The 19,025-nt window shown below is 63.4% G+C and carries 15 protein-coding genes; 4 read left to right on the top strand and 11 right to left on the bottom strand.

From position 1 onward, the window contains the following. Positions 1-28: 28 nt before the first annotated feature. The 3 genes from L0F51_RS02235 to L0F51_RS02245 are packed head-to-tail and all read right to left on the bottom strand — an operon-like array spanning position 29 to position 3,056. A complete protein-coding gene (locus L0F51_RS02235) occupies positions 29-1,024 on the bottom strand; it encodes a Bug family tripartite tricarboxylate transporter substrate binding protein (RefSeq protein WP_370642291.1) in 996 nt (331 codons plus the stop codon). Further along, positions 1,021-1,866, bottom strand: coding sequence for a citryl-CoA lyase (locus L0F51_RS02240; protein WP_234627759.1), 846 nt, complete (start codon positions 1,864-1,866; stop codon positions 1,021-1,023). Before L0F51_RS02240 ends, L0F51_RS02235 begins: the two co-directional genes overlap by 4 nt. Further along, complete coding sequence (locus tag L0F51_RS02245) at positions 1,863-3,056, bottom strand: CaiB/BaiF CoA-transferase family protein (RefSeq protein ID WP_234627760.1); 1,194 nt, start codon at positions 3,054-3,056, stop codon at positions 1,863-1,865. The genes L0F51_RS02240 and L0F51_RS02245 overlap by 4 nt, the downstream gene beginning before the upstream one ends. A 164-nt stretch (positions 3,057-3,220) precedes the next feature. Between L0F51_RS02245 and L0F51_RS20100 the strand changes: the two genes are divergently transcribed. Further along, positions 3,221-3,934 (top strand): IclR family transcriptional regulator, encoded by a 714-nt coding sequence (locus tag L0F51_RS20100; protein WP_234627761.1) that lies wholly within the window; start codon positions 3,221-3,223, stop codon positions 3,932-3,934. 5 nt (positions 3,935-3,939) lie between these two features. On the opposite strand, the gene L0F51_RS02255 is transcribed toward L0F51_RS20100, so the two are convergent. The 4 genes from L0F51_RS02255 to L0F51_RS02270 form a co-directional block, all read right to left on the bottom strand. Beyond that, positions 3,940-5,013: an AbrB family transcriptional regulator gene (locus tag L0F51_RS02255; protein WP_234627762.1), complete on the bottom strand. Its 1,074-nt coding sequence runs from the start codon at positions 5,011-5,013 to the stop codon at positions 3,940-3,942. After that, positions 5,010-6,539: a tripartite tricarboxylate transporter permease gene (locus L0F51_RS02260; RefSeq protein WP_234627763.1), complete on the bottom strand. Its 1,530-nt coding sequence runs from the start codon at positions 6,537-6,539 to the stop codon at positions 5,010-5,012. Before L0F51_RS02260 ends, L0F51_RS02255 begins: the two co-directional genes overlap by 4 nt. After that, positions 6,536-6,988: a tripartite tricarboxylate transporter TctB family protein gene (locus L0F51_RS02265; RefSeq protein WP_234627764.1), complete on the bottom strand. Its 453-nt coding sequence runs from the start codon at positions 6,986-6,988 to the stop codon at positions 6,536-6,538. Before L0F51_RS02265 ends, L0F51_RS02260 begins: the two co-directional genes overlap by 4 nt. Before the next feature lie 74 nt (positions 6,989-7,062). After that, complete coding sequence (locus L0F51_RS02270) at positions 7,063-8,055, bottom strand: tripartite tricarboxylate transporter substrate binding protein (RefSeq protein WP_234627765.1); 993 nt, start codon at positions 8,053-8,055, stop codon at positions 7,063-7,065. A gap of 215 nt (positions 8,056-8,270) precedes the next feature. On the opposite strand from L0F51_RS02270, the gene L0F51_RS02275 reads away from it, so the two are divergent. The 3 genes from L0F51_RS02275 to prpB are packed head-to-tail and all read left to right on the top strand — an operon-like array spanning position 8,271 to position 11,081. Further along, on the top strand, positions 8,271-8,948 hold the full coding sequence (locus L0F51_RS02275) for a GntR family transcriptional regulator (protein ID WP_234627766.1): 678 nt from the start codon (positions 8,271-8,273) through the stop codon (positions 8,946-8,948). Continuing rightward, on the top strand, positions 8,945-10,099 hold the full coding sequence (locus L0F51_RS02280) for a PrpF domain-containing protein (protein WP_234627767.1): 1,155 nt from the start codon (positions 8,945-8,947) through the stop codon (positions 10,097-10,099). Before L0F51_RS02275 ends, L0F51_RS02280 begins: the two co-directional genes overlap by 4 nt. Before the next feature lie 52 nt (positions 10,100-10,151). Further along, positions 10,152-11,081 carry a methylisocitrate lyase gene (prpB, locus tag L0F51_RS02285; protein WP_234627768.1) on the top strand — a complete coding sequence of 310 codons (930 nt, stop codon included), beginning with the start codon at positions 10,152-10,154 and terminating at the stop codon, positions 11,079-11,081. A 48-nt stretch (positions 11,082-11,129) separates the two neighbouring features. Here prpB and L0F51_RS02290 read toward each other — a convergent pair whose 3' ends face one another. Genes L0F51_RS02290 through L0F51_RS02305 form a run of 4 tightly spaced genes read right to left on the bottom strand, consistent with a single transcriptional unit; the run spans position 11,130 to position 19,022 of the window. Then, on the bottom strand, positions 11,130-13,085 hold the full coding sequence (locus tag L0F51_RS02290) for a MacB family efflux pump subunit (protein ID WP_234627769.1): 1,956 nt from the start codon (positions 13,083-13,085) through the stop codon (positions 11,130-11,132). Positions 13,086-13,088: 3 nt separating this feature from the next. Continuing rightward, entirely contained in the window at positions 13,089-14,312 is a 1,224-nt protein-coding gene (locus L0F51_RS02295) for an efflux RND transporter periplasmic adaptor subunit (protein ID WP_234627770.1), read from the bottom strand. Positions 14,313-14,333: 21 nt separating this feature from the next. Continuing rightward, complete coding sequence (locus tag L0F51_RS02300) at positions 14,334-15,836, bottom strand: efflux transporter outer membrane subunit (protein ID WP_370642363.1); 1,503 nt, start codon at positions 15,834-15,836, stop codon at positions 14,334-14,336. A 36-nt stretch (positions 15,837-15,872) separates the two neighbouring features. Continuing rightward, a complete protein-coding gene (locus tag L0F51_RS02305; RefSeq protein WP_234627771.1) occupies positions 15,873-19,022 on the bottom strand; it encodes an efflux RND transporter permease subunit in 3,150 nt (1,049 codons plus the stop codon). Positions 19,023-19,025 lie beyond the last annotated feature (3 nt).

Below are 19,025 nucleotides of genomic sequence, written 5' to 3' on the forward strand. Positions count from 1 at the left end.
CCGAGGTCCGGCGCGGCCCTTCGCGATGTCACTTGATGATGCCGATTTCTTGGGAGAGCTCTTTGATCTCCGCGACGGATTCAGCCACGAATTTCTCGAAGTCTTCGCCCTGAAGATCCAGCGGGGCAAGGCCGTTGGAGGCCATGATCTTCTTCCATTCGTCGGATTTGTAGGTCTTGCCGATGGTTTCGACCCACCAATCATAGGCTTCGTCCGACATGCCGCCCGGGGCATAGAAGCCGCGCCAATTGGCGCCGACGGCATCGATGCCCTGTTCCTTGGCGGTCGGGAATTTCGAGAAATCGCCGGGCAGGCGTTCCGGAGCGAGGACAGCGAGGACTTTGATGTCGCCGGAATCGACGAAGCCCTTCGCTTCTGATGCGTCGCCGGAGAAGGCCTGAACGGAGCCGGCGAGAAGCTGGGTCACCGCTTCGCCGCCGCCCTCGAACGCGACGTATTTGATCTGACGCAGCTTATCGATGCCGGCGCGCTTGGCTGCGATCAGGACTTTCAGATGGTCCCAGCCGCCGACGGCCGAGCCGCCTGAAACCGCGATCGAGGAGGGGTCGGCCTTGATGGCGTCGAACAGTTCGGGAAGCGTGTTGAATTTCGAATCCTTGGCGACCGCGATGATGCCGTAATCGGCGCCGACGGAGGCGAGCCAGCGGACCTGATCCATGTCGCCGCCGGGATAGGCGCCCTGGGCGAGGCGGCTCGATGTTGCCGAGGAGGCTGCGACGATGAGGTTGTTGTCGTCATTGCGCTTGTTGACGACTTCGGCGAAGGCGACGCCGCCCGATCCGCCGGCGAGATTGGTGACCTTCATCGTACCCGGGATGAAGCCCAGATCCTGCATGGTCTTGCCGACCTGACGGCAGGTGAAGTCCCAGCCGCCGCCGGGATTGGCGGGGGCGATGCATTCGGTCGACGACGGCTCGAAGGCCGACGCCCGGTCGCTCAGCGTGGCCGTGGCGAAGGCCAGCGGCAGAGCAAGTACAAGCAAACGACGCAATGACATGGTCATGAATCCTCCCTGATTTGACCATTCTGACGCAGCTTCTGGCTGCGATAGGAAGCCGGCACTTCGCGCGGAGCCATTCCGTCGAAGGTCCAGCGATAGGCTGGTGGTGTCGGGCCCTTATTGCGGCCGCCCTGACACATCTGCTCCCAGGCATGGGAGAGAATGCCGACGGAACGTGACAGGCAGAACAGCCCTCTGGCAAGAGGTGCTGGGAAGCCGAGCTCGGCGTAGATGACGGCGGTTGCCCCGTCGATGTTCATCGGGACGGGCTTGCTCTTCGCCTCCGTCAGCGTTTTTTCAATTGCACGACCGATCTCCGCAAAGCGTCCGGAAACGGTCCCGGCCGCGGCTGCCTCGTCGACGAGCCCAAGAAGGCGGGGCGCGCGGGGATCAACCGGCTTGTGAAAGCGGTGGCCGAAGCCGGGCACGAAACGGCTGCGCTCCGCTTGCCAGCGGTCCAGGATATCGGCCGTCTTTTCCGGCCCGCCGGCGTCGTCGATCATGTGGTAGAGTTCGACGGCCTGCTCGCCTGCGCCACCATGCACGTCGTCGAGGAAATTGACTGCGGACGCCATGGCGCCATTCAAGGGCAGGCCACAGGTGACGGCCATGCGAGCCGCCGCGATCGAAGGAGCCTGAGGCCCATGATCGACGGCCGCGACGAGCGCCGCCTCAAATAGGGCCGCCTCGTCATGGCCCGGCAGTTCGCCGCGCGTCATGAGCCAGATCATCTCGGGAAAACTCACCTGGCCGATGAGGTCCTGGACCGGGTAGCCGCGGAAACTGATCTTGCCCGGCTCCATCTCGATGATGGAGGTGCGCCACCAATCGGACACGTCGCTCATATCGCACCTTCCTTCTGAAGCGTCTCGATCTCGCTCTCCGGCAGACCGAGAGCGCCATAGACTTCCTGGTTGTGCTCGCCGAGTTGCGGCGGCGGCGCGTCGACGCTCGGAACCTCGCCACTCATCTTGATGCCGGTGCGGATGACGGTGATGTCGCGCCCGACGCCTGGAACGTTCTGGAAAGTCCCGAGCATTCCTCTTTCGGCGATCTGCGGATGCGCCAGGATGTCCGGGACACTCATCACGGCACCCGCCGGGACGCCGATCTCGTTCAATTCGCGCACCCAGTCGCGCGCGGGACGTCGTGTCAGTGCCGTTTCCAGCTCAGCCTTGAGACGAACGCGGTTCTCCTTGCGCTTCTCGCGGGTGGCGAAATCCGGATCCTGAAGCAGGTCCTCGCGTCCAAGATGGCGGGCCAAGAGCTGCCACTGCTCGTCTTTGTTGGCCGCGATGTTGAGAAGCCCGTCCTGCGCCTGGAACGAGCCGGAAGGGGCAGACGTCATGTTTTCGTTGCCTTTCGGCGAAGGCTCGACGCCGCCGATCAGATAATTCGAGACGACCCAGCCCATGGTGGCGATCGTCGCTTCGAGCATGGAAACATCGAGAAACGCGCCGCGCTCTTCGGCATTGAGGGCAGCTGCGATTGCAAAGGCCGCGGTCAATCCGCCGATCGTGTCTGCGATCGGGTAGCCGACGCGCAACGGGCCCGAATCGCTGTCGCCGGTGATCGACATGACGCCGGACGCGCCCTGGATGATCTGGTCGTAGGCGGGGCGTCCGATCCAGGGGCCGCTCTGCCCGAAGCCGGAGATGGCGCAGTAGATGAGCTGCGGGTTGACGTCCTTGAGCGCCTCATAGCCGACGCCCAGCCGCTCCATGACGCCGGGACGAAAATTCTCGACGAGGACATCGGCGCTTTCCACCAGGCGGCGGAAAATGGCTTTGCCGCGCTCGTCCTTGAGGTTGACGGTGACGGATTTCTTGCCGGCGTTCTGCGCCAGAAAGGAGATGCCCATGTTGCGGGCATTGAGCTCGGGATCGGCCCCGAGCTGGCGCGCAAGGTCGCCGCGACCCGTCGCCTCGACCTTGATCACCTCCGCACCGAAATGCACGAGCTGATGGCAGCAGAATGGACCTGCGAGGACGTTCGTCAGGTCGAGAATGCGGATACCGGCGAGGGGCCGGAGCATGGCGTCTCCTTTTCGATCAGAGGGATAGCGGGACGTGCGGAATCAATTCCGCAAGTTGGGCCGACGTCCTCCGGATCGTTCTTCATTGTTCTTGCGTTCTGTCAAGCAGAACGTATATTCAACGTAGCAGAACGATTGTATAGCGGCAAGAGGGGAAGACAATCGTGACAACGGTTGAGAACGGTGTTTCTGACGATGCAGGCCAGCGCGGCGTGGAAGCGGTCGAGCGCGCCTTCCGCATCCTGGCCTGTTTCGATGAGGGAGAGTTGACGCTCACGCTTGCGGAGCTCGCGCGCCGCACAGGCCTCTACAAGAGCACGATCCTGCGGCTCTGCGTGTCGCTGGAGCGTTACGGTTACATCGCGCGCCAGCCCGATGGGCGCTATCGGCTCGGCGCGACGGTGTGGCGGCTAGGGGCGCGGTACCGGCAGAATTTCACCGCTGCAGACCTCATCCGCCCGGAATTGCGTCGTCTGGCCGAGACGATCGGTGAGACGGCATCCTTCTACGTTCGCGACGGTGACAGCCGTGTCTGCCTTTATCGCCATGAGCCGGACCGCGCGATTCGTCACCACATCGTGGAAGGCGCGCGTATGCCGTTGACGGCGGGGGCGGCGTCCCACCTTCTCCTTGCCTGGACTGAGGAGGATTCTCGGTACCGGGAGATCCGGCGGGCGGGGCACGCGGTCTCTCTGGGCGAACGCGATTCCGACATCGCTGCAATCGCCGTCCCTGTCTTCAGTCCCGACGGCAATTTGCGCGGCGCGCTCGCCATCTCCGGGCTGATCACGCGCTTCGACGATGCCCGCCGCGAGACGGTGCTGCTGGCCCTGAAGGAAAGCGCGGAGCGGATCGGCCGCCAGAAGACGGCCTCCTGAGCGATTCAGTCAGGCTTGCCGGGTTTTGCGAGGTGTTTGAGCCCGAGCGGGATCAGCGCCACCATGATCGCGACGCGGACGAGATGATGACAGGCCACCATCGCCGGCGCGATGTGAAGGGCGACCGCGACCACCCCCATCTCCGGGGCTCCGCCGGGCAGGAACGAGAGAAGCAGCGGCGCCGCGTCGATTCCGGTGAGCTTCGAGGCGGCAAGGGCGGCGAGGAAAGTGCTGAAGGAAAGCATCACGCCGATGATTGCCGACATCCAGCCGTCGCTCAAAATGTCTCGAAGCCGATAGCCGACGAAGCGGACACCGACATTCGCGCCGATAATGATCTGTGCGACGATCGAGATCTGCACCGGCACATGCGCCTCAACGACGCCGAGGCTGTGGACGAAGGCGGACAGGACGAGCGGAATCAGCAGGAGACCCGAAGGCACTTTCATCACCCGCCCGAGGAAATAGCCGGCAATCGCGCAGCCGAGAAGCAGCAGAAGATCGAGGGGCGACCCGTCGATTGGCGGCAGGCTGCCCGGGCGTGAGGCTCCGGCAAGATCGTAATCGCCGAGGAGGTGGATGAGGATCGGCATCGTCACCAGAAGGGCGACGAGCCTGGCGGAGTGGCAGAGCACGACCCGGCGGGGATCCGCCCCATAGGTTTCGGCAATGACGCTGACGACCGACAGACCGCCCGGCATGGCCGCCAGAAAGGCGGTTGCGGGCGTCATCTTCGCCCATGTCCGCAGAACCAGAAAGGCGAAGAAGAAGAACGCGATCGACAACATGATCATGATCACGAGGCTGGGCCACCAGCCGGGGATCGCTTTCACCGTTTCTGGATCGAAGCCGGCCCCGAGCATCGTGCCGACGATCACCATGGCGTAGCCGCGCCAGGAACCCGGCAGGGCAAGCCGGACCCCGAAAAGCGACAGGAGGCCGGTTGCCGAAAAGCTCCCGAGCACCCATGGCAGTGGGATCGACAGCGCCGTGAAGGTGAGGCCGCCGGTGAGGCCGGCGGCAAGAGTGGCAAGACCGATGAGAAGGGTTGATGCTCGGCTGGATGTCTTCTGGCTCAAGACGAGCTGGCGGCCGCTTCCTCCGCGCTTTGCCGGTTTTCACGATGGCGGCGCCACAGGGGCAGCACCACCGCGGAAAGCAGAAGCAGGACGAGGAACAGGATCGCGATCGGCCGCTCGGCGAGATAGGCGAGCGGGTTGCCGCCCGAGATCTGCAATGTGCGCACCATCTCACCCTCTGTCATGCGGCCAAGAAGCAGGCCGATGACCGTCGCTGCGACGGGATAGGAATGCCGGCGCATCATCCAGCCGAGCCCGGCAAAGACGGCGACCGTCACGGGACCAGCGATGGTGCCGGTGATACCGAACCCACCCCAGGCACACAAGGCGAGAACGGAGGGTACGAGATAGCTGAGCGGCACGCGCACCACCATGCCGAGCACGCGCAGCGACAGGATGCCGACGACCGCAAGCAGGATCACCTGCCCCATATTGCCGATGATGATGGAGTAGACGACGTCCCGGTTGTCTCGGATGAAGGACGGTCCGCCCACGAGATTGTGGAAAGAGAAGGCCGCGAGGAGCACGGCCGTTGCCGCACCGCCCGGCACGCCGAGTGCCAGAAGCGCCGTCATCGATCCGCCTTCGGAGGATGAGTTCGATGATTCGGCCGCGACGACGCCCTCAGGCTCGCCCTTGCCGAACTTTTCCGGATGATCGGAGCTGCGCCGCACTTCGCCATAGGCGACGAGATTTGCAACCGAGGAGCCGACGCCCGGCACCGCTCCGATCAGGGCGCCGATCAGGCTGCCGCGGATCAGGGTCTTCGGATAGCGAAACGTCTTGAGGAAGCCCTTGAGGAGCGCCGAGAGCGAAATCGTGCGCAGGCCCTTGGCGTCGACGAGATAGGAATTGCCGCGCAGCCGGAGAAGCTCAGAGGCGGCAAACATGCCGATCATCGCCGGGACCACCGGGATACCGTCGATGAGATAGGGATTGCCGATGGTCGTGCGCATCGTACCGGTCGTCGACATGCCGATCTGGCTCAGAAGCAGACCGAGAAGGCCCGCATAAAGGCCCTTTGCCATGGTGCTGTCGTTGAGCGTGGCGATGAGGGTGAGCCCCCAGAACACCACCATCACCATTTCGAGCGGGCCGAGCTTCAAGACGACGACGGTCAGCGGTTCGATCAGGAGAAAGAGCAGGACATAGCCCACAAAAGCGCCGACGACGGAGGCGCCGAGGCCGAGGCCCAGCGCTTCGTTATGCCGGCCCTGACGAGCCATCGGATAGCCATCGAAGGCGGTCGCGACGCTCGACGACGAACCGGGGATGTTCATCAAGATCGCCGTGACGCCGCCACCATAGGCGCCACCCGTGAAAATCGACGTCAGGAACAGCATCGCCTGAAGGAAATCCATGTTCCAGGTGAGTGGCAGGAAGACGGCCATCGCCATGGAGATCTGCAGGCCGGGAATGGCGCCGAAGACAAGCCCGATGAGAAGGCCTGGCAGGACATAGAGCCAGGGGCCGAAACCGCCGAAAAGAAGGTCGAGCGACTGGGAAAGTGCGAGGCCGTCGATCATGAAAGGACCGCCAGGGGCATGGGGAAGGGAAAGAGCGAGCCGAAGCTCTCCACCAGGAGCGCTGTAAATACGGCCGCGTAGAGCGGCGGCGCCCAGAGGCGCTTTTCACCGCTCAGATGCACCCCGATCCAGACGAAGAAGAACGTCGCGAGATCGAAGCCGACCTTGGTCAGCGCCACGCAGAAGACGCCGAAGCAGGCAAGCAGAACGACATCTCCGAGGGTCTCGCGGAGCGGTGTCCTTTCCAGGCCTTCCGGATCGTGGGGGCGCAGCAGGCTCTTGCCGAGGATGAGGGCGGCAAGCACGAGGAGCGCGATTCCGACCGGCACCACGACGATGAGATTGTAGAGCTTCGTCGATGCGGAAATGGCGCTCCAGTTGAGATAGATCGCGGTGATCGATCCGAGGATCAGAAAGACGAGATGAGTGGGCGCGATACGCAGCGGCATGATCTGCGACAGACCTCGGGAAAGATTTCGCCGGAAGGGTGGGAGGAGAGGGCAAAGGCCCTCTCCAGGCGGGTTCAGCCCGCGACGTCGTTAAAACGCTTCAAGATCTCGAAGTTGGACTTGATGATCTCGGTGGTTTTTTCCGGCCCGAGCCATTCGGCGCCGATGCCCTGCTTCTTGAGGCTTTCGACGAATTCCGGATCGTCAAGAGCCGCCTTGTAGGCGTCCGTGATGCGCTGGAAGCGCTCCGGATATTTCTCCTTGAAGGTCGCATGGGCCGCGAGGCCGCGCATCGAGCCGACGAGCGGCGGCACGGTCATGCCCTCGTCCGAGAGAGCCTCGTTCAAGGTCGGGGCGTCCCAATCCGGCAGGCGCTTCTCGGAGGCGACGGCGAGGGGGCGGATATATTCTGCAATCGACAGCGACCCGTCGGCGCCGAGCACTGTCATGTCGACCTGCCCGCCGGCTGCGGCGGTGCGGGCTGCTGACCCCGATTCGTAGGTGACGATGTTCACGTCATCCTCCGAAAGGCCGTAGCCTTCGAGCATCAGGAGCGCATTGATGTAGCCCGTGGAGCCGGGAACGACGCTGATCGAATGCTTGCCCGGCTGTTCCTTGATGGCGGCGGCGAACTCGTCGAGCGTCTTGTAAGGAAGATCCTTGTTGAGCGCGAAGAGATCGATATCCGTCCACTGGCCGTTGATGAAGGCGAAGTCGTCGAGCGTGTAATCGGCGTCTTTCTGCAGGATGGCGTTGCTGATGTAGGGGTGGATCGATGTTGCCAGGAAGAAGCTGCCATCGTCCGGCATGTTGAGGAAGTAGGTGTGGCCCACATGGCCGCCACCACCCTTCTGGTTGACCACCCGGATCGGCACGCCGAGTTCATCCTGCATCTTCTGCGCCAGCATGCGTGCGGTGCGGTCGGCCGAGCCGCCCGGTCCGAGCGCCACCACGAAGGTGATCTGCTGGTTCGGCCAGTCGTCCTGCGCCTGTGCCGAGATCGATGTTCCGAGCAAGGTCATGCCGGCGACGAGGCCGGCCAATGCGGAGCGTCTGGTGAGTTTCATAATCGTCCTCCCGCTTTTGTTGTCTTCGCGGAATTTGCACCGCCGGGCGAGAATGTCAACAATGTGAGAGAGGTGACGGCGCTGGTTCGGGCAATAGGGGACGCTTGTCAGAGACGGACTATTCTTCTAAGTGAGGCAAAACAGGGGGTTGTGGCCCTAAATTGAATCTGTCTCGTCATTGAGCAGAAAACGCCGCTTGTGTTGGGGGAGGAATATTGTCGACAATTGCAGTCAGGCACGGCGATTCCTCCGCCGCCATTCTGGAGCGTCTGCGGGCCGATATCCTGGCCGGACGCCTGGTTCCTGGAGAGCGCCTCGGCGAAGTTGCTCTGGCGCGACGCTTCGAGGTGAGCCGCGGACCCGTCCGCGAGGCGCTGCGGCTTCTGGCAGATGCCGGGCTCGTCAGTTTCACGCCCAATGTCGGCGCGCGCGTGCGCGAGCTGTCCCTCGCTGACGCCCGTGTCCTCTATGAGCTGCGCGAAGCGCTGGAGGCTGAAGCCGCGAGGCTTGCGGCACTCAGGGCGACGCCGGAAGAGGCGCAGGATCTCGGGGCGCTCTTGAAGCAGCACGCAGGCGAGATCGCCGCCCATCCCGTGGGCGCTTACTTTCAAAGCGGTGGCGATGCGGATTTTCACATCGTCATCGCCAGGCTTTCAGGAAACCCGCTCATCCTGCGGCTTCTCGATTCGGAGCTTTATCCGCAGCTCTCCCTTCTCCGCCGCCGCCATGGCCGTGTGCAGGGCCGGGGCCGCGAGGCGCTGATCGAACACGAGCGCATCCAGGAAGCGATCGCAGCTGGCGACGGCGAACTCGCCGGACTTTTGATGCGCCGGCATATCCGCGCGAGCTGGACCTCGCTTGCCGGCGAACTCTCTCAAGAGGAGGAACGATGACCCAGCAGCGCATTCCGGCTGTTTTCATGCGCGGAGGCACCTCGAAGGCGATCATGTTGAAGGAGCAGGATCTGCCTGAGGACCGCGCTCTGTGGCCGGCGCTTTTTCGCAAGATGCTCGGCAGTCCCGATCCGAACGGGAGGCAGCTCGATGGCCTCGGCGGCGGCATTTCTTCCCTGAGCAAGATTTGCGTCATCGGCCCTTCGTCGCGCCCCGACGCGGATGTCGACTACACGTTCGCCCAGGTTTCGGTGAAAACCGACGCGGTCGATTTCAGCGGCAATTGCGGCAATATGAGTTCGGCCGTCGGCCCTTTTGCCGCCGACGAGAAGATGGTTGCTGCGCCGCGCGACGGCGAGGCCACGGTCCGCATCCACAACACCAACACGGGCAAGATTATCCGCTCCGTCTTCCGGATGGCAGGCGGCGAGGCTTCCGTCGAGGGCGATGCGGTTTTGCCCGGCGTGGCCGGGAGCGGAGCGCCGGTGCGTCTGGAATTCCTGCATCCTGCCGGGACGCGTGGCAACGGCCTTCTGCCGGCGGGCGAGGCGCTCACCCGGCTTACGAAGCGTGACGGCAGTGCGGTCGAGGCGAGCCTCATCGATGCCGCGATCCCGACCTGCTTCCTTCCGGCGTCAGCGCTTGGTGTCGATCCGACGATCATGCCGGACGCCCTCGATGCGGCGGGAGACGTGCTTGAGGAGATCGAGCATCTCCGGCGGCAGGCATCCGTTGCCATGGGCATCGCTTCGAGCGTGGACGAGGCGGCGAAGATCATCGCCATTCCGAAGATCGGCTTCGTCGCTGCTCCGTCCTCGTTCTCTGACCTGTCCGGTTCTGCTCTCGCGCCCGACGACTTCGACATCCTCGTGCGCATGATTTCGGCGGCTCAGCCGCATCGTGCCGTTCCCATCACCTGCTCGCTCGCTCTGGCGAGCGCGGCCGCGGTCGAGGGAAGCGTCGTGTGCGCGCTGCTCAAGCCGGAGACAGATTTGAGCCGGCTTCGGCTCGGCACACCGAGCGGCGTCGTGACCGTCGGCGTGAAGGTGAACGGCGAGAACGCCGGCGTCCCGGTGATCGAAGCCGCACATGTTCTCCGGACCCAGCGCCGCCTCATGGAAGGCGCGGTCCGCATCCCCAACCCATCGTGAAGTCCCCAAAGTGGAAAACAATCCCAAAGTGGAAAACAATCAAGGAGTGCCCATGACCGAGACACCGAACAGACCCGTATGGTTGGAAGAGCCGCTTCCGCGCGATCTTGGCGCCGCGCTTGCCGAAAAATGGGCCTCCGGCGAATTCCTGCAGATCGCGGGTGCCCACGATCCGATGGCCGCGCTTGTGGCGCGCAAGGCAGGGTTTGAGGCGTTGTATCTTTCCGGGGCGGCGCTCACGGCGTCTCTTGGCCTGCCGGATCTCGGTCTCCTCACCATGGAAGAGCTCGTCGGACGGGCGCGGGCGATCATCCGCGTGACGAGGCTTCCCCTGGTCGTCGACGGCGACACGGGCTTTGGCGAGGCTTTGAACGCCATGCGCCTCATTCGCGAACTCGAGGATGTGGGTGTGGCGGCCGTGCAGCTCGAAGACCAGGTGATGCCGAAGAAATGCGGCCATCTGAACGGCAAGCAGCTCGTTTCCGCCGAAGACATGGCCCAGAAGGTCGCCGCAGCCGCCCGCGCGCGGCGCGATCTCAAGATCATCGCCCGCACCGATGCGGCGGCAAGCGAGGGCGTCGAGGCCGCGATCGAGCGCGCGCGCCTTTATATCGAGGCCGGTGCCGATGCGATTTTCCCCGAGGCGCTCGAAGGCGAAGAGCAGTTCCGCCAGTTCGCTTCGGCCATCAAGGTGCCGCTTCTTGCCAATATGACGGAGTTTGGCCGCACGCCGCAGACTTCGGCCGCAGAGTTTGCCGAGATGGGCTATGCGATGGCGATCTGGCCGGTTTCGAGCCTGCGCATCTGCGCGCATGCCATGGAAAAGTTCTTCACCGAGCTGAAGACGACGGGCACCGCGGCCGGCACCGTCAAAGACATGCAGAGCCGCGCCGAGCTCTACGACATCATCAATTATTTCGGTTACGAATCCTTGGACAAGAAGGTCCTGCGGACGGTCCTCGACCCGGCCTTTGCGGCGTAATCGGATCTTGCTCCGGATTGTCGCCGGCGCGGCTTGCCGTGGTCGGCGTCAATCCCGGGCGAGTGCGGCGACCGGATCGAGCCTGGAGGCATTGCGTGCCGGCAGATAGCCGAAGACGATGCCGATGAGGCTTGAACAGAGGAAGGCCGCGACGATCGAGACGGGCGAGTAGATGAGCTTGAAGCTCGATCCGAGCGCATCGAAAAGGGCGCCGAAGCCGAGCGCCAAAGCGATGCCGAGCACGCCGCCGATCAGGCAGACGAGCACGCCCTCGATCAGGAATTGCTGCAGGATGTCGCTCTGGCGCGCCCCGACCGCCATGCGCACGCCGATCTCGTTGATGCGCTCGGACACCGAAACGAGCATGATGTTCATGACGCCGATCCCGCCCACGATCAGCGAAATGAGGGCGATGGAGGCGATCAGGACGGTCAAGGTTTCCGTCGTCGCCGTGATCGTCTGACGGATGTCGTCCGTATTCAGAATAAAGAAGTCTTTTGTTCCGTGACGCCGGGTGAGGAGCTCCGTCACGGCCTCTTCGGCGGCGTCGGTGGAGGTGTCGTCGGCGACGCGCACGGTGATGCTTCTGAGTGACTGGTCGCCCAGGAAACGCGCCTGCACCGTCGTGTAGGGCAGATAGAGGTTGAGGTTGCTGCTGGAGCCGAAGCCGCTTTGCTGGGCGCCTGCGACCCCGACGATGCGACAAGGCACCTTGCCGACCAGGATGACCTGGCCGACCGGGCTGCCGTCAAAATCAGCGAACAGTGATTGCCGCGTATTGTCGTCGATGACGACGTCTTTCTCCAACCGCCTCACGCTCTCCTGATTGAAGAAGCTGCCGGCGGCGAGCGTCGTGCCCCGGGCCTCGAAATACTGCGCGCCGACACCGTTGACGAGCGCACTCGCTTCGATCGAGCCGAAACGCACGTTGGCGCTCGTGGAGACCGTGGGCGTGACGGCCGCCACATAGGGCTGGCCGGCGAGGGCATCCGCATCGGAGACGACCAGCGTCGTGATTTTCCCCGAGCGCACGTCGCCGAAATCCTTGCCGGGAAAGACCTCCAGCGTGTTCGTGCCGAGGCTTGAGATTTGCGACAGAACCTGCTGCCGCGATCCTTCGCCGAGCGCCACCACACAGACGACGGACGCGATGCCGATGATGATGCCGAGCATCGTCAGAAACGTTCTGAGCTTGTGGGCGCGCATGGCGAGCAGCGCCATCCGAAAGGCTTCGCCGAAACGGTCGATCGCGGCGCGCACACGCCCGCGCCGCCGCTCCTCTGCGATCTCTCCGGCAATCTTTTGCCCGTCCGCCTTGGCGCTGCGGGTGTCGGAAATGATCTCGCCATCGCTGATTTCGATGATCCGCTCGGCGCGTGCCGCGACGTTCATGTCGTGCGTCACCAGAATGACGGTCTTGCCCTCTCGGTTGAGCTCTTCGAGGATCTTCAGGACTTCTTCGCCGGAATGCTTGTCGAGGGCTCCGGTCGGCTCGTCGGCGAGGATCACCTGCGCGCCGTTCATCAGAGCACGGGCGATGGAGACGCGTTGCTGCTGACCTCCGGAGAGCTGACCGGGCCGGTGCTCCAGTCGGTCGGCCATGCCAAGCCGTGCCAGAAGCTCTTCGGCCCGCTCTTCGCGCTCCGCCGGTGGCTGGCCGGCATAGATCGCGGGGATTTCGACGTTGCCGAGGGCCGTCAGTTCCGAAAGCAGATGATAGCGCTGGAAGATGAAGCCGAAATGCTCGCGCCGAAGCGCTGCCAGCTGATCGGGTTCGAGTGCCGACGTCTCCTGGCCGGAAATCCTGTAACTTCCCGCTGTCGCACGGTCGAGACAGCCGAGAATGTTCATCAGCGTCGACTTTCCGGAGCCGGAGGCGCCGACGATCGCAACCATTTCTCCGGCATCGATCTGGAGGTCGATATCCTTGAGAACCGCGATCGTGTCCTCGCCGGCGGGAAACTCCCGCCGAAGCTTTTCCAGCGTGATGAGAGGTGTGGCCAACGCCTAGAGTCCCATCGGTCCCCGCGGCCCGCGGCGCCGGCCGTTCGTGGTATCGCTCGCCGCGCCCGGCTGACCCATGACGACGCGGTCACCTTCGGAGAGGCCGGAGACCACCTCCGCCCGGATCTTGTCGTTGAGGCCGATTTTCACCTTGCGTTCGGCGACGTTGCCATCCGCCCCGAGCACATGGACCGAGTATGTGCCGTCGGCACCTTTGTTGCCGAGTGCCGCCGACGGCAAGGTCAGGACATCATGGGCCTGGCCGAGGACGATGTGGACTTCCGCCGTCATATAGGTGCGCAACTCGCGATCCTGGTTCGGCACCTCGAAGATGCCGTTGTAATAGATCGCGCTCTCCGAGGCGGAGCTCGAGCTCGAGGAGGACGAGGCCACCATGCTGTCGCTGGTGATCGATTCCGGTGCCGGCTCGATGAACGAGAGGGTCGATTCGTAGCGACGGTCGGGATTTCCCAGTACCGTGAAATAGACGGGCTGGCCGGGTTTGACGTCCACGACATCGACTTCGGAGATTTCCGCGCGCACGGTCATCGTGTCGAGCTGTCCGAGAATGACGATCGTCGGGGCCGACTGGATGGCATTCACCGTCTGCCCCTCCTGCGTCACCACCCAAAGCACCGTTCCGTCCATCGGAGCGGTAATTTTGGTGTAGCCGAGGTCGACCTTCGCCGTTTCGACGGCGACCTCCGCCTCGGCGATCTGCGCGTCGAGCGCGGAGATCTGCGCTTTGGTCACTTTGACGGTCGCTTCCGCCTCTTCGTAATCGGCACGGGAAACCGCGTTCTGGTTGATCATGCGCGTCTGCCGCGCGAGAGCCTGCTCGGCCTGAACGAGCGTCGCCTGCTTCTCCTCCTTTTGGGCGCGAACGTTGGCAAGCGACGCCTCTGCGGTGCGCAGGTCGTTCTCCTGCGTTTCGGAATCGATCTCCGCGATGAGATCGCCTTCCTTGACGCTATCGCCCACGCTGACGTCGAGCGATGTGACGCGGCCTGAAACCTGCGCACCCACGGCGACCAGTTTCGCCGGCTTCAGAATGCCTGTGGCAAGGACCGTCTTCTCGATATCGCCGCGTGTGACCGGCGACGTCATGATCTCGGGCGGCTCCTCGGTGAAATAATTGTCCTTCACCCAATAGCCCGCGCCGCCGATCAGGAGGAGGGCGACAAGGAGCCAGATGAGCTTGGAGCGCTTGCGCTTGCGGGCCGCCATCACGTTGCCGATCTTTGTGCCCTAATGTTGCACGAAGACGACCGGCCGGGTCTTCGGCCGATCGACGATCTCCGGCTCGTCGATCCGCACTCGTCCGTCCCAGCCGCCGCCCAGCGCCTTTTGCAGCGCGATGTAATCCTGTGTGATCTCCACGCGGCTTGCGATCAACGAATCCTCCGCGGAATAAAGCGAGCGTTCGGCGTCGAGCACGTCGAGGAAGCTCGACGAGCCGCTCTGATACAGGGTTCGGGCAAGGTCCGCTGCCTGCCGGTAGGCCTGTGTGGATGTGGCAAGCTTGCCGTAGCGGATGCGCTCCTGGGACAGCCCGACGATGGCGTTCTCCACTTCCTCCAATGCGTTGAGCACGGACGATTTGTAGGCGATGAAATATTCATCGCGCTGAGCCCTTGCGACATCCGCCGCAGCGGCGAGCTGGCCGCCATGGAAAAGCGGAACACTGAGGCTCGGACCGAACGACCAGGCGATCGAAGAATGATCTGCAAGATCGCCGATTTGTGCGCCCGATGTAGCGATGTTTCCGAGGAGGCTGACGCTCGGGAAACGGTTGGCCTCCGCCGCCCCGACTCGCGCCGTGTACTGAGCAAGCTGCCGCTCCGCCATGCGCACATCGGGGCGGGTGTTCAGGATCTCAGCGGGAATGCCTGTGGGGATTGGCAGCTTCGGCCGCGGAATCGGTTTGCTCTTCTTGAGCTTGCTTTCGAGCGCGCTCGGTGCCTGACCGGTCAACACGCCGAGCCGGTGCAGCGCTTCGGCGTAGGACGTGCGCAGCGAAGGAATCGTCGCCTCCGTGTTGGCCGCCTGACCCGTGGCGTTCGCCACATCGAGCGAGGATGCCGCGCCCGCCTCGAATTTGTTGCGGGTGATGTCCGCGGTCTCGCGCTGCGAGGATGCGGTCCGCTGGGCAAGCGCGATGCGTGCCTGATAGCCCCGCAGATTGACGTAGTTCGACGCGACATCGCCGATCAACGTCAAAAGCGTGTTGCGCAGATCTTCCTCTGCGGCATCGACGCCGTAGCGGGCGGCCTCGGCCGTGCGGCGATTCCCGCCGAAAAGATCGAGCTCCCAGGTCGCGTCGAAGCCGGCCTGATAGTTCCATGCCGTGTTCGAACCGCCCGTACCTGCACCGTTGCTCTTCGAACGCTGGCTGGAGCCGGATCCGTCGGTGGAAGGGAGAAGCGCGCCGGTGCTCTGCCGGTAGCTCGCCCGCGCCTCGCGGATCCGCGCTTTCGCCGAGGCAACGTCGAGATTGCCCGCGACCGCTTCCTCGATGAGAGAATCGAGCAAGGGATCGTTGAGGCGGCTCCACCAATGCGCGAGTTCCGGCGGACGGGTCGGTTGCGTGGCGCCGTTGTTGCTCCAGCTGGCGGGAAGCGCCATCAGAGGCTTCTGATAGTCTGGCCCGACCATGCAGCCGGCGAGCCAGGGCAGGGTCAGAAGCATGGCCGCGGTGGTGCGTCTGCCTCGACGATGCGAAGCCCGTGTCGCGATGGGGTGAGCGATCATCTTTGTCATGCCTGGCGATCGGTCTTTCTTGTCCGCCTAAGCCTGTGAAGCTGGGGCGGGGATGGTGTCGGCTGCGGAAGCCTGCGAATTGCGTCGCTTGGAGAACAGACGACGCACCGCAACGAATAGGAGAGGCGCGAAGAACACGCCGAGGGTCGTGGAGGCGATCATGCCGCCCATGACGCCGATGCCGACGGCATTCTGGCTGCCGGACCCGGCGCCATCGGCAATGGCGAGCGGCAAGACGCCGAGAATGAAAGCGAGCGACGTCATCAGGATGGGCCGCAATCTCTGCCGGCATGCTTCGAGTGTCGCTTCCACCAGGTCTTTGCCTTGTTTCTGCCAGTCCAGCGCGAATTCGACGATCAGAATGGCGTTCTTCGCCGCGAGGCCGATGGTCGTCAGCAGACCGACCTTGAAATAGACGTCATTGGATTGGCCGAAATAGAGCGACGCGACGAGTGCTCCCAGAATGCCGATCGGCACGGTCAGGATCACGGCGATCGGGATCGTCCAGCTCTCATAAAGCGCCGCAAGCGCCAGAAACACGACAAGGACCGAAATCGCATAAAGGGAAGCCGCCTGATTGCCGGCGATGCGCTCCTGATACGACAAGCCGGTCCATTCGTGTCCGAAGCCGGCTGGCAGCTCGGAAATCAGCTCTTCGACCTTCTCCATCGCCTGGCCGGAGCTGTAGCCCGCACCCGCCGAGCCCTGGATTTCCATGGCCGGCAACCCGTTGAAACGTTCAAGGCGCGGTGAGCCATAGGTCCAGGTCCCGGTGGCAAACGCCGAGAACGGAACCATCTTGGCGTCCGAATTGCGCACATACCATTGCTCGATGTCCTCCGGCTGCATGCGGAAGTGCGAATCTCCCTGCACATAGACGGGTTTCACGCGGCCCTTGTTGATGAAGTCATTGACGTATTTGCTGCCCCAGGAGACCGAGAGGGTGCTGTCGATGTCGGAGAGGGCAAGAGAATAGGCGCTCGCTTTCTCCTGATCGATGTCGATGTGGTATTGGGACGTGTCTTCCTGGCCATTGGGGCGGGTGCCGCTCAGAACCGGGCTTTGTGCCGCCAACCCGAGCAGCTGGTTGCGCGCCCCTTTGAGGGCGTCGTGGCCGGCGTTGTTGAGGTCCTGCAGATAGAAATCAAATCCGCCCGTTGCGCCGAAGCCCGGCAGGGCCGGCGGGTTGAGCACGAAGACGCGACCGTCCTTGATTCCCGATAGCGCACCCATAGCTCGTCCGGCGATCGCCTGCGCGCTCGCAGCTTCGCTCGTACGTTTCTCGAAATCGCTGAGGCGAATAAAGGCGAGACCGACATTCTGGCCTTGGCCGCCGAAGCCGAACCCGACCTCCGTCATCACGCCGGCGACGTTGTCCGTCTCATCGTCGAGGAAGTAATCCTGCACCTGACGCATCACGCGCCACGTTCGCTCCTGGGTCGCTCCGGCAGGAAGCTGCACGCTGGCGATCAGGATGCCCTGGTCCTCGTCTGGCAGGAAGGAGCTCGGCAGCTTTGTGAAGAGATATCCGGTTGCCCCCGCGATGACGAGGAAGACGACAAGGAAGCGAAGCGAACGCTTGATGATACCGCTGACGCCTGAGCGGTACCCGTTGGTCACGCGCTCGAAAGAGCGGTTGAAGAGGCCGAAGACGCCTTTCTGCTTGTGTCCTTCCTTCACGGGCTTGAGCAGCGTTGCGCACAAGGCCGGGGTCAGGATGAGCGCGACGGCGACCGAGAGGATCATCGCGGTGACGATGGTCACGGAAAACTGGCGATAGATGATGCCGACCGAGCCGGAGAAGAACGCCATCGGCACGAAGACGGCGGAAAGCACCGTGGCGATGCCGATCAGCGCGCCCTGGATCTCGCCCATCGACCTGATCGTCGCCTCCTTGGGCGGCAAGCCTTCTTCGTCCATCACGCGCTCGACATTTTCCACCACCACGATGGCGTCGTCGACGAGAAGGCCGATGGCCAGCACCATGGCGAACATGGTGAGGGTGTTGATGGAATAGCCGGCGAAGGACAGCATGGCGAAAGTGCCGAGCAGAACGACCGGCACGGCGATCGTCGGAATGAGCGTCGCGCGGATGTTCTGCAGGAAGACGAACATGACGATGAAGACGAGGACGATGGCCTCAAACAGCGTCTTCACCACCTCTTCGATGGAGAGTTCGACGAACGGGGTCGTGTCGTAAGGATAGACGATCTCGACACCCCGCGGCAGCGTGCCGGCATTCGCGTCGAGCACATCGCGAACCTCGGCCGCCGTGGAGATGGCGTTGGCACCGGTGGCGAGATAGATCGCGAGACCGGCGGCGGGTTTGCCGTTGTAGCGTGAGCTCGTGTCGTAGCTCTCCGAGCCGATTTCGACACGCGCCACGTCGTTGAGCCGCACGATCGAGCCGCCGGTGGCGCTCTTCAGGATGATGTTCTCGAATTGCTCGACCGTCTGAAGGCGGCTCTTGGCGGTGAGAGTGACGTTGAGCGCCTGTCCCTGGACCTGCGGTTCGGCGCCGAGCTGGCCGGCGGACACCTGTGTGTTCTGGGCCTCGATTGCCGCCGTCACGTCGCTCGGCATCAACGAGTATTTTTGCAGCTTGGCAGGGTCGAGCCAGACGCGCATGGCGTAGCCCGAGCCGAAAAGGCGGGTCGAGCCGACGCCGCCGAGGCGGCTCAACGGGTCGTTCAGTGTCGATTGAACGTAATCGGCGAGGTCCGTGGTCGTTTGCGAGCCGTCGGTTGATACGAATCCGACGACCATCAGGAAACTCTGGGTCGACTTGGTGACCGTCACGCCATTGTTGACGACGGCCTGGGGCAGTTGCGATTCCACAAGCTGCAGCTTGTTCTGCACCTGCATCTGCGCGACGTCGGGATTCGCCTGATTGGTGAAGGTGAGCTGGATGGAGGCGGAGCCGGTCGATGTCGACGACGACGTCATGTAGTCGAGATAATCGATGCCGGTCATGCCCTGCTCGATGACTTTGGTCACCGAATTCTCGACCGTCTCCGCGTCGGCACCGGGATAGTTGGCTCGGATCTGCACCGTCGTCGGTGAGATCTGCGGATATTGCGAGATGGGCAGGGTCGTCAGGGCAAGGAGGCCGCCCAGCATGACGACGAGCGCGATGACTGCGGCAAAAACCGGCCGTTCGATAAAGAAGCGCGACATGGG

This window comes from Afifella sp. H1R, assembly GCF_021462425.1.
GTDB lineage: Bacteria > Pseudomonadota > Alphaproteobacteria > Rhizobiales > Afifellaceae > Afifella > Afifella aestuarii.